Below are 13743 nucleotides of genomic sequence, written 5' to 3'. Positions count from 1 at the left end.
GTGTCAGTTCTTTCCGGCGGCGCTGCCGCGCGCCGTGTAGAAGGCCACGGTCAGGTCCTTGACCAGGGCTTTTCTTTCGTAGTCGTCCAGCTCCACCAGCCCTCTGCTGGTCAGCCGGCGGACGGTGTCGTCGACCGCGTCCACGACCGAGGTCAGTACGCTGTCGCGGTGCTTGGCGTCGATCGCCGCGATCTGCCGTCGCTGCATGGCCGCCGCCACCTCGGGCGCGTACTCGATCCGGGTGGGCTGGACGGAGAAGACCTCGATGCCGACCGGGCGGCAGTCCGCGGCGAGCACCTCGGTGAGGGCCTCGCCGACCGCCTGGGCGTCGCGCAGTGTCGGCGCCTCCTCGTGGAAGGCGTCCGCCGGGAGCTGCGACAGCACCCGCGCCATTCCCGATTCCACCTGTTCCCGCAGGTAGGCGGTGTGATCGCGGACGGTGAGCAGGGCCCGTGCGGTGTCCCTGACCCGCCATACGACGAGCACCACGACGCGCAGCTCGATGCCTTCCGCGTCGACCGCCGGCATCGGCTCGCTGCGCCAGTGCCGCAGCCGTACGTCGACCCGGCGGCGCAGCACCAGCGGGCTGATCCACACCAGGCCGGTCCGGCGCACGGTGCCGCGGTAGCGCCCGAAGAGGGTGAGCACCCAGGCGCTGCCGACCCGCCCGCGGGCCAGCCCGCCGAAGGCGTACACCGCCGCTACTCCGCCGAGGCCGGCCAGGGCCCACTCCCACAGGTGCGGGGCGGGCCGGACGGCGATCTCCAGGCCCAGGGCCCGGACGACCGACGCGGGCAGCATGCCCCGCCGCCACAGGAAGGCCACGGAACAGGCGATCGCCAGGAGGCCGGCGAACAGGGCCAGCCAGCCGGAGAGGGAGAAGCCGCGCCGCTCGGCCGGGCCGGTGTCGTCCTCGGGGGCGGGGCGCACGGTGCTCCCGCGGAGTTCGCGGAACCACGAGGGCCTGCCGTCCGCGCCCGAACCGGGGTCTTTGTCCGTGCCGCCGGGAGCGGCGGACGCGTCCTCCGTACGGGACCGGCTGCCCGCGGCGGCCACCCCGAGCGCGCCGTCGAGCACGGCGCGTTCCGCGGTGTCCAGCAGGTCGGTCGCGGCGGTGATACCGGCCACGGCGGCGTCGGCCGGGGTGACGCGGGCGGGTTCCCGGCCCGCCGGCGGGGCCGCCGACCGCAACTGCTCGGCGGTGTCCGCCTCGGCGGACCCGGTGCCGGGCCCGGACCCGGTGCCGCTGTCCGGATCGGCGCGGAAGAGCATGTCCATGGGGATGCTGTCGCCGTGCCCGGTGGGCCGCAGACGAGCGGACCAGGGGGGTGGTGCGGGTGGGTCCGTGGTCCCGGTCGCCGGGGTGCCGACGCCTGATACCCGCTCAGCCTTGCTGCCCTTCTCAGGTCCTGAGGCGCCGTCAGCACGGGCTGCCGCCGTCGCGAGCGCGCCCCTCTCCCCCACCCCGCCCGGCCCGCCGTGCTCGGCCCCCGGTTCCCCCGCCGCGTCGTTCCCGCTGTCCGTTGTCTCGGTCTTCGTCGCCATCGTGCGCTCCGTCATCGGAAGAGTCGCCGCCATGTCTCGGGGCCGGGGTAGCCGTCGGCGTCCCGGCCGGTCCAGCCCTGGGCCCGCTGGAACGCCTCGACGTTGCGGCGGTCCGCCTCCGTCCACCGGGGTCCGGGGCCGGAGCTGTAGTACTTGCCGAAACCCTTGCTCACCAGCTGCTTCCCGAGGCTGGTGACGTAACTGCTGGACTGCCCGGGCCGGAACCAGCCCCGGCCGGGGAACGCCGTGGCGCCACCGCCGCCGGAGCTGCCGATGTCCCGGCCCGCCCCGTCGACCAGGTACGACCAGGTCGCCGGGCCCGGGATGCCGTCCGCCTCGGCGCCGGTCCAGCCCTGGGCGCGCTGGAACGCTTCGGTGGCCCTGCGGTCCGCCTCGCTCCAGCGCGGGCCCGGCCCGGACGTGTAGAACCGGCCGCCGCCGCGCTCCACCAGCATCCGGCCCAGCCGGGTGACGTACGCGTTGTCCGCGCCCGGCCCGAATTTCCCCGCGCCGGGAAATGCCGAGGTGCCGCTGCCGGGGTCGCCGCCCGGATCGCCGCCCTCGGCGAGGCCGCGGTAGCGATAGGCGACGTACCCCGCCGAATTGCGCCAATAGGCGTACGGCGTGGACCGTTTCACCGTGTGCGGCCGGGTCTGCTCGTAGGCGATGTAGCGCGTACGGGAGGAATCGGCCCAGCCGCCGAAAATGGTGGCGTGGGACCCGGCGCCCGGATTTCCGGGGTTGTGGAAGAGCAGCATGTCGCCGGGCCGCAGTTCGCTCTTCGTTATACGGATGCCGTACTGGGCGAGGCTTCCGGTCCACTGGTTGCGGCCGAGGTTCCAGGCCATCGAGATGAATCCGGAGCAGTCCTGGCGGTATCCGTCGGACCAGTAGCGGCCCATGTTGTACGGGACCTGGGCGCTGACCCAGCGCTGGGCCCGCGCGATGATCTCGTTCCGGGTGAGGGGGCGGGGCGCGGAGGCGGCCACGGCCCGCCCGAGCCCGCTGCCCGTTCCCCCGTACAGCCCGCTGACCTGCCCTTGCGGGGTCGCGCCCGAGGTCAGGGAGAGGGCCGGGGTGTCCGGCCGGGCGGCCCGGAGGTGGCCGGGGCCATGGGCCACGGCGGGGGTGAGCAGGGTCCGCTCACGGCCGGCGGAGGTGCCCGTACCGGCCCCGGCGCCGAGCGCCGCCGCTGCCCCGGGTCCGGCAACGCCGCTGCTCAGGACCGTTCCGGCGGTCGCCACGAGGACCAGCGCGCGGCGGGTGCCGTGCGCGGCGGGGTGTCCGCCGTCCCGGACCGCGAGCGCGTGCCGGCGGGCGCGCCGCTCCTGGGCGCAGCCGCCGCACGGGCAGCCGCCCGCGGGGTCGAATTCCACGAATCCCGGCTCTGCCATTCCCGTTCCCCTCCAGGCTGGTTCCGCTTCCGTACGCCTTCGCACCTGCCACAGCTTCTCAACTGGTAGGAGATATCGCATGTTGACGGGGCAACTGATGATCATCCATTACGAAAGCATAGTCACAGACCAAATCGGTCATCCGGCTCGACGAAGGTCCCGAGATCACGGGACTTTCGCCCTGTCGGACCGCGGAATCCGGCAGGGCGCCAACACTCCCCGGACGGACGCAAAAACGGGTGACGCAGGTCACACATTCGGCGGGCCCGGACGGCCGGGCAGGTGGTCAGGAGCACCCCTGGAGTTCGTGTAAAGTTTTCTACGTCAGCGCGCGCCGCTAGCTCAGTTGGTTAGAGCAGCTGACTCTTAATCAGCGGGTCCGGGGTTCGAGTCCCTGGCGGCGCACGTCACACCGAGGCCTCTCGCAGCAGCGAGAGGCCTCGGTGCTTTTCCGGGCGGCCGCCCCGGCCGCCGCCCCGCTTCCCCGGTTTTCCCGGCGCCGGGCCGGTGCATCGCTGGTCAAAACGGTGATCGGGGTGCACAGTCGCACAATGGCGCGCGACATCCAGGAGCGGATCAAGAAGCTCATCATCGACCGGCGGCTGGCCCCCGGGGCGCCGCTGCCCACCGAGACGGACCTGATGGAGCTGCTCGGGGTCAGCCGGAACTCCGTCCGCGAGGCGCTCAAGGCGTTGCAGGCGATGGGCATCGTGGAGATCCGGCACGGCTTCGGCACCTACGTCGGACCGATGTCGATGGCCCCGATGACCGAGGGACTGGCCTTCCGTACGGTGGCCGGCCACTACCGGGGCGAGGACAGCCTGCTCCAGCTGCTGGAGCTGCGCGAGGCGGTGGAGACCGGGCTGATCGCCCGGCTGGCGGGCCAGGTGCCGGGGGCGGCGCTCGCGGAGCTGGACGAGCTGGTGGAGCGGATGGCGGCGGAGGCCGCGCAGGGGGCGGTGCGGGCCGACACCGACCGGGCCTTCCACGCCGCGCTCTACCGGGGGCTGGACAACCGGCTGCTGAGCGAGGTGCTGGACGCGTTCTGGGAGGCGTTCCACCGCGTACGGACGGACCTGGCCGGACTGGGGGCCGACCCACGGGTCACCCACCGCCAGCACGCGGAGATCCTCGCGGCGGTACGCGACGGCGACGCGCGAAGCGCCGAGCAGGCCGTACGCAGCCATTTCGACAACATCCGGCAGCGGCTGCGCGGTTCGGGTCAGAAGTAATGCCCCCTCCGGCCTGACCCGTCCGGCAATGCACTCGCATGTCCGGTACACCCCGCGTTCCGCCCTTGCGATCAAGATATGAGCTTCGAGACCCTGACGGGATACTGGAGCCCAACTGAGCCTGTGCACGCTCATGTTGAGCAACACACCGGTTGCGATGACTGTGGGAGTGGGGCCCGCCGCGCGGGAAGCGAGTCGCAGCGGGAAGCAGGCAACCGGAAGGCGGCCGTCCTACGTCGTAGGCGTAGGCGGCCGACACCACTTGCGCCCGGGTCGGTCGAGGGGGACCGAGGACTCGGGCCTTGAGAAGACGGGCACGCAGCCAGCATGCGTGCCGGGGGGATGGACTCATGACGTCGCCGCCTACCGGCGCCCGGCAGGAGCACCAGTACGACCCGTCCGCGACGACGCGCCTGCGCCTGCCGCGCCACCACCGGCCGCGCCACCAGCCGCGCAAACCGCTGCCACGCTACGACTACGAGCACTACAGCCGCCTCGCCGGACCGCTCACGCAGCCCGAGCCCGGCCGGCCCTACAAGGTGCGCTACCGCAGCCTGCTGGCGGACGAACCGCACCGAATACGCGCGGCGTTGCTGCTCGGCGCCGCTCCCCTGCTCTCGCTCGGTCTGCTCGCCTGGCTGATGCAGCCGGCCCACTGGACCGAACGCGACCATCCCGCCCACGACTTCCTGCCGGCGCTGGACATCGTCATGCTGGTCTCGATCGGGCTGATCGAGTTCTTCCGGTGCATGAACGTGCTGTCCAACGCGCACGCCACCCTGGTGGCCCGCGACCCTATCCCGGTCGTCCCCGAACACGGCACCCGCGTCGCCTTCCTCACCTCCTTCGTGCCCGGCAAGGAACCCCTGGAGATGGTGACCAGGACGCTGGAGGCGGCCGTCAAGATCCGCCACCGCGGCCTGCTGCACGTCTGGCTCCTCGACGAGGGCGACGACCCGGACGTCAAGGCGGTCTGCGAGCGGCTGGGCGTCCACCACTTCACCCGCAAGGGCATCCCGCAGTGGAACCAGAAGAAGGGCCCGCACCGCGCGAAGACCAAGCACGGCAACTACAACGCCTGGCTCCAGGCAAACGGTGACGCCTACGACTACTTCGCCTCCGTCGACACCGACCACGTACCGCTGCCCAACTACCTGGAGCGGATGCTCGGCTTCTTCCGCGACCCGGACGTCGGCTTCGTCATCGGCCCGCAGGTGTACGGCAATTACGACACCTTCGTCACCAAGGCAGCGGAGTCGCAGCAGTTCCTCTTCCACGCACTGATCCAGCGGGCCGGCAACCGCTACGGCGCCCCCATGTTCGTCGGCACCTCCAACGCCGTACGCATCAGGGCCCTGCGGCAGATCGGCGGTCTGTACGACTCGATCACCGAGGACATGGCGACCGGGTTCGAGATGCACCGGCACCGCAACCCGGACACCGGCCGCAAGTGGCGCTCGGTCTACACCCCCGACGTCCTCGCGGTCGGCGAAGGACCCAACGCCTGGACGGACTTCTTCACCCAGCAGCTGCGCTGGTCGCGCGGGACGTACGAGACCATCCTCAAGCAGTTCTGGAAGGCGCCCTTCACTCTCCCGCCGGGCAAGTTCTTCAACTACACCATGATGGTCATCTTTTACCCGATGTCCGCCCTGAACTGGATCCTGGCGGCGCTCAGTTGCGCACTGTTCCTGGGTCTGGGTGCCTCGGGCGTCCAGATCGACCCGGCGGTGTGGATGATGCTGTACGGCAACGCCTCGGCGCTCCAGATCGGGCTGTACGTGTGGAACCGCCGGCACAACGTCTCGCCGCACGAGCCGGAGGGCTCCGGCGGCGTGGCCGGCATGGTGATGTCCGCGCTCTCCGCGCCGATCTACGCCCGCTCGCTGTTCGACGCGGCGCTGCGCCGCAAGAGCAAGTTCGTGGTGACACCGAAGGGCGACTCCGCCAGCCCGGACACCCTCTTCGGCACCTTCCGGGTGCACCTGTTCTTCATCCTGGTCTTCGGCGGCTCGCTGGCCGCCTCCTTCGTCTTCGGACACAGCCACCCGGCGATGATCACCTGGGCCACGCTGGCGCTGCTGATCACGGCGGCACCCGTCTTCGCGTGGCGCTGGGGCATCCGGCAGGACCGGCGCGGGAAGTCGCGGGGAGATCCGCCGGCGTCCGGTGACGGGGCTCGGCAGGCGCCGCATCCGCAGCGCCGGCCGAGCTGGGCGGCGGCCGGCGGGCGCGATGCCCCCGGTGAGCCGGAACTCCGTACCGCCGCGGCCGACCGGACCGCGCAGACCGCTCTTGGGGGACGTCACACATGAAGTACCGTCCGAGCCGGCGCACCCGCAGAGTGGCGATTGGCGCGGCGGTGGTGCTCGCGCTGGCGGGGATGAACGGTCCGGCCCTGTTCGGATTCGTCTCGGAGAAGTACCACGATTACAAGATCAACCAGCCGGAGTACAAGGCGGCGAACGGCCACTGGGACGTGGTGGACGTACCGCCCGAGTACCGGATCAACACGATTCACGCCGCGCTGCTGCACACCGGCAAGGTGCTGCTGGTCGCCGGGTCGGGGAACAACGCCAAGAACTTCGCGGCGAAGTCGTTCCGTACGGTCCTGTGGGACCCGGTGAAGAACACCTTCAAGAACATCCCCACCCCGAAGGACCTCTTCTGCGCCGGCCACACCCAGCTGCCGGACGGCAAGCTGCTGGTGGCGGGCGGCACCCAGCGGTACGAGAAGCTCGGCGGCGACGTGAAGAAGGCCGGCGGGCTCATGATCGTCTACAACGAGAACCCGGACGCGCCCAAGACGTTCCCCGCCGGGACGCTGTTCACCGGCAAGCAGAACGGCAAGACCTTCGCGTCCAAGGACCCGGTCGTGGTCCCGCGCGCCAAGAAGAAGGCGGACCCGAGGACCGGCAAGGTCACCGTCACCCACAGCGAGGCCCGCGTCTACGTGGAGGCGCTCAAGGAGGGCCGCCAGTACTCGACCGGCGCCCAGGACAACTACCGCATCCACGGCCTGACCGGCGCCGACGCCCGCAACTTCTACGGCATCGCGCAGAAGCTGTCCTTCGACAAGAAGGACTTCCAGGGGATCAAGGACTCGTTCGAGTTCGACCCGGTGGCCGAGCGCTACGTCCCGGTCGACCCGATGAACGAGGCGCGCTGGTACCCGACCCTGACCAGCCTGGAGGACGGCAAGGTGCTGTCCACCTCGGGGCTGGACGAGATCGGCCAGGTCGTCCCGGGCAAGCAGGAGATCTACGACCCGAAGACGAAGAAGTGGACCTACCTGCCCAGGCAGCGCTTCTTCCCGACCTACCCCGCCCTCTTCCTCACCGACAAGGGGCGGCTGCTCTACACCGGGTCCAACGCGGGCTACGGCCCCGACAACATCGGGCGCACCCCCGGCATCTGGGACCTGAAGACCAACACGTTCCAGGTCATCCCCGGGATGAGCGACCCGGACGTCCTGGAGACCTCGATGTCCGTCCTGCTGCCGCCCGCGCAGGCCCAGCGGTACATGGTGCTGGGCGGCGGCGGGGTCGGCGAGGACCCCGAGGCCACCGACAAGACACGGCTGGTGGACCTGCACGCCGACAAGCCGCGCTTCAAGGACGGCCCGCCGCTGTACGCGAAGGCGCGCTATCCGAGCAGCGTGATCCTGCCGGACGACACGGTGCTCACCACCAACGGCTCCGGCGACTACCGGGGGCGCAGCGACAGCAACGTCCTCAGCGCCGAGCTGTACGACCCGAAGGCCAACACCTCGCGGGCGGTGGCTGATCCGCTGGTGGGACGGAACTACCACTCCGGTGCGCTGCTGCTGCCGGACGGGCGGGTGATGACGTTCGGCTCCGACTCGCTCTTCGCCGACAAGGACAACACCAAACCGGGCGTCTTCCAGCAGCAGATCGACATCTGGACGCCGCCGTACCTCTACCGGGACTCGCGGCCGCAGCTGACCGACACCGGGCCGAGGACGGTGCGGCTGGGCGGCCGGGCCACGTACGGGACCAAGCACGCGTCCGCGATCAAGAAGATGCGGCTGATCCGGCCGGGTTCGTTCACCCACGTCACCAACATCGAACAGCGGTCGATCGCACTGGACTTCAAGGTGTCCAAGGACGGTGTCACGGTGACCCTGCCGAAGGACCCGACGCTGGTGCCGCCCGGCTGGTACATGCTCAACGCCGTGGACGACCAGGGCACCCCGTCCAAGGCGGTCTGGGTGAAGGTGCCGACGGCCTCCGAGGCCGAGCTGAAGGGGCTGGGCCTGAACTGAGCCGGCGGTGCGGGGCGCCACGGACTTCCCGGGGCGCCCCGCACCGCCGACCGCCGGCGGCTACTTCGTATTGCGGGCCAGCTCCAGTGCGTACTCCGGCCACCAGTCGCCCGCCTTCGGGCCGCCCTTGCACGTGCCGTCGGACTCGCCGGGACGCTTGATCCACAGGTAGGCGTCCACCAGCGGGTCGCCGGTCCGGGTCGTCGGTGCCGTGCCGAGGGCGCGGCCGGGCGGGTTGCACCAGTTCTCCGGGTCGTCGCCGCCGGGCGCCGGGCCGTTGCCGTTGCGGCTGGTGTCGATGACGAAGTGCTTGCCGCCGAGCATCGAGGAGAGCCGCTTGCCGTACTTGCGGTTCTCCTCGGTGGTCTGGAAGTTGGAGATGTTCAGCGCGAAGCCGTCGGCGCGGTCGAGGCCGGCCCGCTTCAAGGGCTCGGCCATACGGCCGGGGTCCTTGATCCAGTGCGGGTTGCCCGCGTCCAGGTAGACCTTGGTGTGCGGCAGCGCCTTGAGCTTGCCGACGGCCTCCGTCAGCAGGGCGTAACGCTCCTCGTGGAACTGCTCGGGCGTGCACTCGTCCTCGATGTGCGGCAGGGCGTCCGGCTCCAGGACGACCGTGGCGGGGCGGTCCCCGATGCCCTTGAGCACGCCGTCCAGCCACGCGCGGTACGCGTTGCCGTCCGCCGCGCCGCCCTTGGAGTAGCTGCCGCAGTCGCGGTGCGGGATGTTGTAGAGGACGAGCAGCGCCTCGCGGCCGGCCTTGGAGGCCGCCTCCGTGAAGCCGCGGGCCTCGCCCTGCGGGTCCTCGACGCCTATCCACTCGGCCACGGGCTGGGCGGCTATCTTGTCGATCTGCCGGGCGTCGTCGGGCTTGTCGTTCTTCGCGTAGGTGGCGGCCTGCTGAGCCGCCTTGCCCTCCGGGTTGACCCAGTAGGGCACCGTGGCCTTGGGCTGCTGACCGGGTCTGGCCCCGGCCTTCCCCTCCCCTTCGCCGTCCCCGTCGCCGGACGACGAGAAGCACCCCGACACCAGCAGCAGCGCCCCCAACGCCGATACCGTGCCGACCGCGCCACGCCGGCGTGCGGCACGGCGCTCACCCGGGGGCCCGCCCCCGGATCCCCGAACATTGCCGTACATCCACTCCCCCCTCGGAGCACGGGACAAGACCGGTCGAATCCATCCTGGCACACGCCCCTCAAGCGCAGGCCGGGCTGTGGACAACCTGTTACGCCGGTCCCGCCGGGCCGAAAACGGCCGTGCGGGACGCCACCGGTGCCCCACTCCCCCTAGGCGCCGCAGTGCAGCCGTCCTACAGTGAACTCCAGTGTGAACTTCCTGTTGGTCACCTGGCCCCAGCCCCTGGCCGGGCACGTGCACGCGCCTTCGTACAGGCGCCCGCGCACCTCCCGCCGGCGGCAGGGCAACTCCCGCAGTCCTGATACCCGGTGGTCGAGGACCGGCCGGTCGGCGGTTCAGGGGGAGCGAGCCGTCGGCCGGGACCGGTCGGTACCGGGGCCGTGCACAACGGCTCAACCCCGCGGCGCGGGCGTGACCTTCGTCAGGTAGGCGTGTACGACGACGTTGGCGCTGTAGGCGTCGCGCTCACTGTCGTAGATGCCGGCGCAGGTGATCAGCCGCAGTTCCGCGCGGCCCGGCAGGTGCGCGCCGTAGACCTTGCGCGGTACGAAGTTCCGGCGGTCGTAGATCTTGACGTCCTCGACGGTGAACCGCGCGGTGCCGCCGTCCTCCCTGCGCACGTCCACCGGCTGCCCCGGCTTGAGGCTGCCCAGGCGGTGGAAGACCGCGCGGCCGCTGGTCGTGTCGACGTGTCCGGCCAGCACCGCGGCGCCCGCCGTGCCCGGCTGCGGCCCCTTCGCGTACCAGCCGACGCGTCCGGGCGTGCGGTACGGCGGGGTGCCGACGGCGCCGGTGGCGTCCAGGCCGGTCTCCGTCACGTCCGCCCGTACGTCCAGCGCGCCGATCGCGACCTCGGTGGGGCGGCCGCCCGGGGAGGTGGCCAGGGGTGCGTGGGCGGCGGGCAGTTCCTGTTCGAGCGGGCGGCCGACGGCCGCGACGTCGCCGGTGGTCGGGGCCTTGGCGAGGTCTCCGCCGTCCGTCAGGTCCCGGCCCCACTGCCAGAGTCCCAGCAGCAGTACGGCCCACGCCACGCCGACGGTCATCCGGCCGCGGCCGGGAGGGTGCGGAGGGCGGCGGTCCGCCACCGGGTGGTCGTCAGCCCGCATCGCCGTCCCCCGATCCCTTGCGCCGGCGCCGCATCCGCAGCGCCTGTCCGGTGAGCGCGAGGATCGCGCCGCCTGCCAGGACCAGGCCCACCGCGTAGGCACCGTCGCCCTCGTAGCGCGCGGCGGTCGGTACGGCCGCGGTCCGGGCGAGGGGGGTGCGTGCGGCGGCCGGGTGGGGGTGCGCGTGCGGGTGCGGATACGGCTGCGGGTGGGTCGCCGTCCAGCCGCCTCCCGCGCGTACCGGGGCGGAGGGGGAAGCCGGTGGTTCGGGGGTATCGGCGTGCGGGGCGGAGAGCGGGTCGGAGGCCGAGGAGCCGGCGGCTTCCCCGGTGGGGTCCGCGTCCTGGTCGCCGGTGGCGTCGGCGCCGTCGGCCGCTTCCGTATCCGCATCCGTATCCGTGCCGTCGCCGCCGCCCGCGGGTGCCGGGACGACCTCGAAGGAGCCCGCGGCGCGCGCGTCCTCGCCGTCGCAGTGGACAAAGACGGCGTACGTGCCGGGGTCGGCCGTGGAGCGTACCCGGGCGTCGCCCACCAGCCCGGCGGCGACGTTCGCCAGCGGTACGGCGTCGACGAAGGCGGCCGAGGTGGCCCGGCCGTCGCGGCCCGCGCAGCCGGTGACCTGGAGGGCCGCCTCGGTGCCCGGCGCGAGGGCGGACGGGGTGACCGCGACGGTGCCCGCCGTGGCGCCCGGCGCCCGGGGCGCGGACGCGAGCGCGGGCCCCGGCGTCAGCACCGTCACCGCCAGGGCGGCACAGAGAGTGAATCCCGGTGTGCGCATGGTGAACCTCCGAACACTTCCGAAGGTCCGCCCGGCGGCCCGGTTCCGCATCCCGGGCGGGGCCGCGGCTGCGCCGTCCGGGTGAGCGGCCGGGGCCGGGTGCCGGGGCCGGGTGCCGGGGCAGGCACCGCGGCCGGACGCGCCGCGGCCGGGCTCAGGTGCCCGGCCGCGCCCCGGTCACACCAGGTCGACGAGGTCGGCGATGGAGTCGACGACCCGCGACGGCCGGAACGGATGGCGCTCGATGTCGCCCCTGCCGGTCAGCCCGGTCAGCACCAGGAACGTCTCCATGCCCGCCTCCAGACCGGCCAGCACATCGGTGTCCATCCGGTCGCCGATCATCGCGGAAGTCTCGCTGTGCGCGCCGATGACGTTCAGGCCGTGCCGCATCATCAGCGGGTTGGGCTTGCCGACGAAGTACGGCTCGACGCCCGTCGCCTTGGTGATCAGCGCGGCCACCGAGCCGGTCGCGGGCAGCGCGCCCTGGGCCGAGGGGCCGGTCTCGTCGGGGTTGGTGGCGATGAACCGGGCACCGTCGTTGATGAGCCGGATGGCCTTGGTGAGCGCCTCGAAGCTGTACGTACGGGTCTCGCCGAGGACGACGTAGTCGGGCTCGTGGTCGGTGAGGACGTAACCGATGTCGTGCAGCGCGGTGGTCAGGCCCGCCTCGCCGATGACGTACGCGGTGCCGGACGGCCGCTGCTCGTCCAGGAACTGGGCGGTGGCCAGCGCGGAGGTCCAGATGGACTCCCAGGGCACGTCCAGGCCGATCCGGTTCAGCCGGGCGTGCAGGTCGCGCGGGGTGTAGATGGAGTTGTTGGTCAGGACGAGGAAGGGCTTGCCCGATTCGCGCAGCCGCTTGATGAAGGCGTCGGCACCGGGCACCGGGATGCCCTCGTGCATCAGGACCCCGTCCATGTCGGTCAGCCATGACTCGATCGGCTTGCGCTCTGCCACTGCCGGTCTCCCGCCGTGCGTGTCTGCCAGGGGCGCCGGCCGTGCCCGCGCCGTCGCGGGACCCGTACGCGCCGCGCACCCCGGCGGGTGACCTGCGTCTCGTACGTTTGGCCGACGCCCCCAGCCTAAGTCAGCCGCCGCGATCTTGACCCCGCCGAGCGCCCCGGCCGGGCCGTACCCCGGGGGACGGCGGCGGTCAGCTGCCCGTGGCCGCCTTCCAGGCGTCGAGGTAGGTGGACAGGTTCTTGTCGATGTCGTTCCAGTCCGGGCGGAAGATGTCGACACCGTCCATGATTTTGGCGAGTTCGGTGGCGTTGCGATCGGTGGGCCGGATGTCCGTACGGGCGGCGAATCCGCCACCGACCGCGGAGACCTGCTTCTGCACCTCGGGCGAGAGCAGGTGGTCCAGGAACTTCTTCGCCTGCGCCGTGTGCGGGGCGTTCCTGACCAGCCCGGCCGCGTACGGGAGCGCGAAGGTGGACGGCTTCGCGCCGGGGCGGGCGGCCGGGAAGAAGATGCCCTGGTTCGGCATGGACTTCATGTTGGCGTAGTTCATCTGCACGTCACCGTTGGCGACGAGGAGTTCGCCCTTGTCGGTCTTGGGGGCGAGCTGTCCGGTGGAGGAGGCCGGACCGACGTTGTTGGCCTGGAGTTTCTTGAGGAACTCCATGGCGGGGCCCTGGCCTCCGAAGTCGTGCAGGGCCTGGACGACGACAGCGGTGCCGTCCCCGGCGACGCCGGGCGTGGAGTACTGGAGCTTGTTCTTGAAGCGCGCGTCCGTCAGGTCCTGCCAGGTGCGGGGCGGCTGCTGGAGCCGCTGCTTGTTGTAGATGAAGCAGAAGTAGTTGTTGACGACGGCGGTCCACCTGCCGTCCGGGTCCTTGTCCGCGGCGGCGACCTGCTCGGAGCCCTTGGGGCGGTACGGCTCCAGCAGTCCCTTGCCGGCGGCCTGCTGGACGAACGGCGGCAGCGTCACGACGATGTCCGCCTTGGTGTTGGCCTTCTCCCGGACCAGCCGCTGCACGGCGGCACCGGAACCGCTCTCGACCAGGTTGATCTTGATGCCGGTCTTCTTCTCGTAGTCCTTGAAGACCCGGTCGTAGAAACCGTCGCCCCGCTCACCGCGCAGGCCGTCGGCGCTGTAGACGGTGATCTCCCGGGCGTCGGCGCGGGAGACGCCGCCGCAACCGGTCAGGGCGGCGCCGAGGACCAGGGTGCCGCAGACGGCGGCGGCGGTCGGCTTGAGGGGGCTGCGCATGACGTGTCGTGCTCCTTGAGGTGGCAGGGGGGCGGGCCGGGGCCCGAGGTGGCC

Annotated in this window: 10 protein-coding genes and 1 tRNA gene; 4 read left to right on the top strand and 7 right to left on the bottom strand. The window is 71.7% G+C overall.

Annotated features, from left to right (window positions below; genetic code table 11):
- Nucleotides 1–3 precede the first annotated feature (3 nt).
- Both OEIGOIKO_RS26630 and OEIGOIKO_RS26625 read right to left on the bottom strand, forming a co-directional pair.
- On the bottom strand, nt 4–1545 hold the full coding sequence (locus OEIGOIKO_RS26630) for an SPFH domain-containing protein (RefSeq protein ID WP_246177544.1): 1542 nt from the start codon (nt 1543–1545) through the stop codon (nt 4–6).
- 11 nt (nt 1546–1556) lie between these two features.
- Nucleotides 1557–2939 (bottom strand): peptidoglycan-binding protein, encoded by a 1383-nt coding sequence (locus OEIGOIKO_RS26625; protein ID WP_125056122.1) that lies wholly within the window; start codon nt 2937–2939, stop codon nt 1557–1559.
- 331 nt (nt 2940–3270) lie between these two features.
- On the opposite strand from OEIGOIKO_RS26625, the gene OEIGOIKO_RS26620 reads away from it, so the two are divergent.
- The 4 genes from OEIGOIKO_RS26620 to glxA all read left to right on the top strand — a co-directional run bounded on the left by OEIGOIKO_RS26620 (nt 3271) and on the right by glxA (nt 8456).
- A tRNA-Lys gene (locus OEIGOIKO_RS26620) sits at nt 3271–3344 on the top strand.
- Between the two features lie 146 nt (nt 3345–3490).
- On the top strand, nt 3491–4171 hold the full coding sequence (locus OEIGOIKO_RS26615) for a FadR/GntR family transcriptional regulator (RefSeq protein WP_125056121.1): 681 nt from the start codon (nt 3491–3493) through the stop codon (nt 4169–4171).
- A 350-nt stretch (nt 4172–4521) separates the two neighbouring features.
- Nucleotides 4522–6486, top strand: a complete 1965-nt coding sequence (locus OEIGOIKO_RS26610; RefSeq protein WP_125056120.1) for a glycosyltransferase family 2 protein — start codon at nt 4522–4524, stop codon at nt 6484–6486.
- Nucleotides 6483–8456 carry a radical copper oxidase GlxA gene (gene glxA / locus OEIGOIKO_RS26605; protein ID WP_125056119.1) on the top strand — a complete coding sequence of 658 codons (1974 nt, stop codon included), beginning with the start codon at nt 6483–6485 and terminating at the stop codon, nt 8454–8456. The genes OEIGOIKO_RS26610 and glxA overlap by 4 nt, the downstream gene beginning before the upstream one ends.
- 60 nt (nt 8457–8516) lie before the next feature.
- On the opposite strand, the gene OEIGOIKO_RS26600 is transcribed toward glxA, so the two are convergent.
- The 5 genes from OEIGOIKO_RS26600 to OEIGOIKO_RS26580 form a co-directional block, all read right to left on the bottom strand.
- Nucleotides 8517–9590 (bottom strand): glycoside hydrolase family 6 protein, encoded by a 1074-nt coding sequence (locus OEIGOIKO_RS26600; protein ID WP_125056118.1) that lies wholly within the window; start codon nt 9588–9590, stop codon nt 8517–8519.
- A 392-nt stretch (nt 9591–9982) separates the two neighbouring features.
- Nucleotides 9983–10696, bottom strand: a complete 714-nt coding sequence (locus OEIGOIKO_RS26595) for a class F sortase (protein WP_125056117.1) — start codon at nt 10694–10696, stop codon at nt 9983–9985.
- Nucleotides 10686–11474 carry a hypothetical protein gene (locus tag OEIGOIKO_RS26590; RefSeq protein ID WP_125056116.1) on the bottom strand — a complete coding sequence of 263 codons (789 nt, stop codon included), beginning with the start codon at nt 11472–11474 and terminating at the stop codon, nt 10686–10688. Before OEIGOIKO_RS26590 ends, OEIGOIKO_RS26595 begins: the two co-directional genes overlap by 11 nt.
- Nucleotides 11475–11651: 177 nt before the next feature.
- On the bottom strand, nt 11652–12431 hold the full coding sequence (locus OEIGOIKO_RS26585) for an HAD-IIA family hydrolase (RefSeq protein ID WP_031012488.1): 780 nt from the start codon (nt 12429–12431) through the stop codon (nt 11652–11654).
- A gap of 196 nt (nt 12432–12627) precedes the next feature.
- The gene (locus OEIGOIKO_RS26580; RefSeq protein ID WP_125056115.1) at nt 12628–13689 is read right to left on the bottom strand and encodes a 2-aminoethylphosphonate ABC transporter substrate-binding protein; all 1062 of its coding nucleotides are present in this window, start codon (nt 13687–13689) and stop codon (nt 12628–12630) included.
- Nucleotides 13690–13743 lie beyond the last annotated feature (54 nt).

Origin of the sequence: Streptomyces paromomycinus (genome assembly GCF_003865155.1) — a bacterium.
GTDB classification, from domain to species: domain Bacteria; phylum Actinomycetota; class Actinomycetes; order Streptomycetales; family Streptomycetaceae; genus Streptomyces; species Streptomyces chrestomyceticus.
The sequence above is the reverse complement of the archived record's forward strand: the minus strand, read 5'-3'. Positions and strand labels throughout refer to the sequence as shown.

What these genes read in the sequence shown, in the direction of transcription:
- OEIGOIKO_RS26630 (WP_246177544.1), bottom strand. Translation starts at nt 1,545, where the DNA reads ATGGCGACGAAGACCGAGACAACGGACAGCGGGAACGACGCGGCGGGG.
- OEIGOIKO_RS26625 (WP_125056122.1), bottom strand. Translation starts at nt 2,939, where the DNA reads ATGGCAGAGCCGGGATTCGTGGAATTCGACCCCGCGGGCGGCTGCCCG.
- OEIGOIKO_RS26615 (WP_125056121.1), top strand. Translation starts at nt 3,491, where the DNA reads ATGGCGCGCGACATCCAGGAGCGGATCAAGAAGCTCATCATCGACCGG.
- OEIGOIKO_RS26610 (WP_125056120.1), top strand. Translation starts at nt 4,522, where the DNA reads ATGACGTCGCCGCCTACCGGCGCCCGGCAGGAGCACCAGTACGACCCG.
- glxA (WP_125056119.1), top strand. Translation starts at nt 6,483, where the DNA reads ATGAAGTACCGTCCGAGCCGGCGCACCCGCAGAGTGGCGATTGGCGCG.
- OEIGOIKO_RS26600 (WP_125056118.1), bottom strand. Translation starts at nt 9,590, where the DNA reads ATGTACGGCAATGTTCGGGGATCCGGGGGCGGGCCCCCGGGTGAGCGC.
- OEIGOIKO_RS26595 (WP_125056117.1), bottom strand. Translation starts at nt 10,696, where the DNA reads ATGCGGGCTGACGACCACCCGGTGGCGGACCGCCGCCCTCCGCACCCT.
- OEIGOIKO_RS26590 (WP_125056116.1), bottom strand. Translation starts at nt 11,474, where the DNA reads ATGCGCACACCGGGATTCACTCTCTGTGCCGCCCTGGCGGTGACGGTG.
- OEIGOIKO_RS26580 (WP_125056115.1), bottom strand. Translation starts at nt 13,689, where the DNA reads ATGCGCAGCCCCCTCAAGCCGACCGCCGCCGCCGTCTGCGGCACCCTG.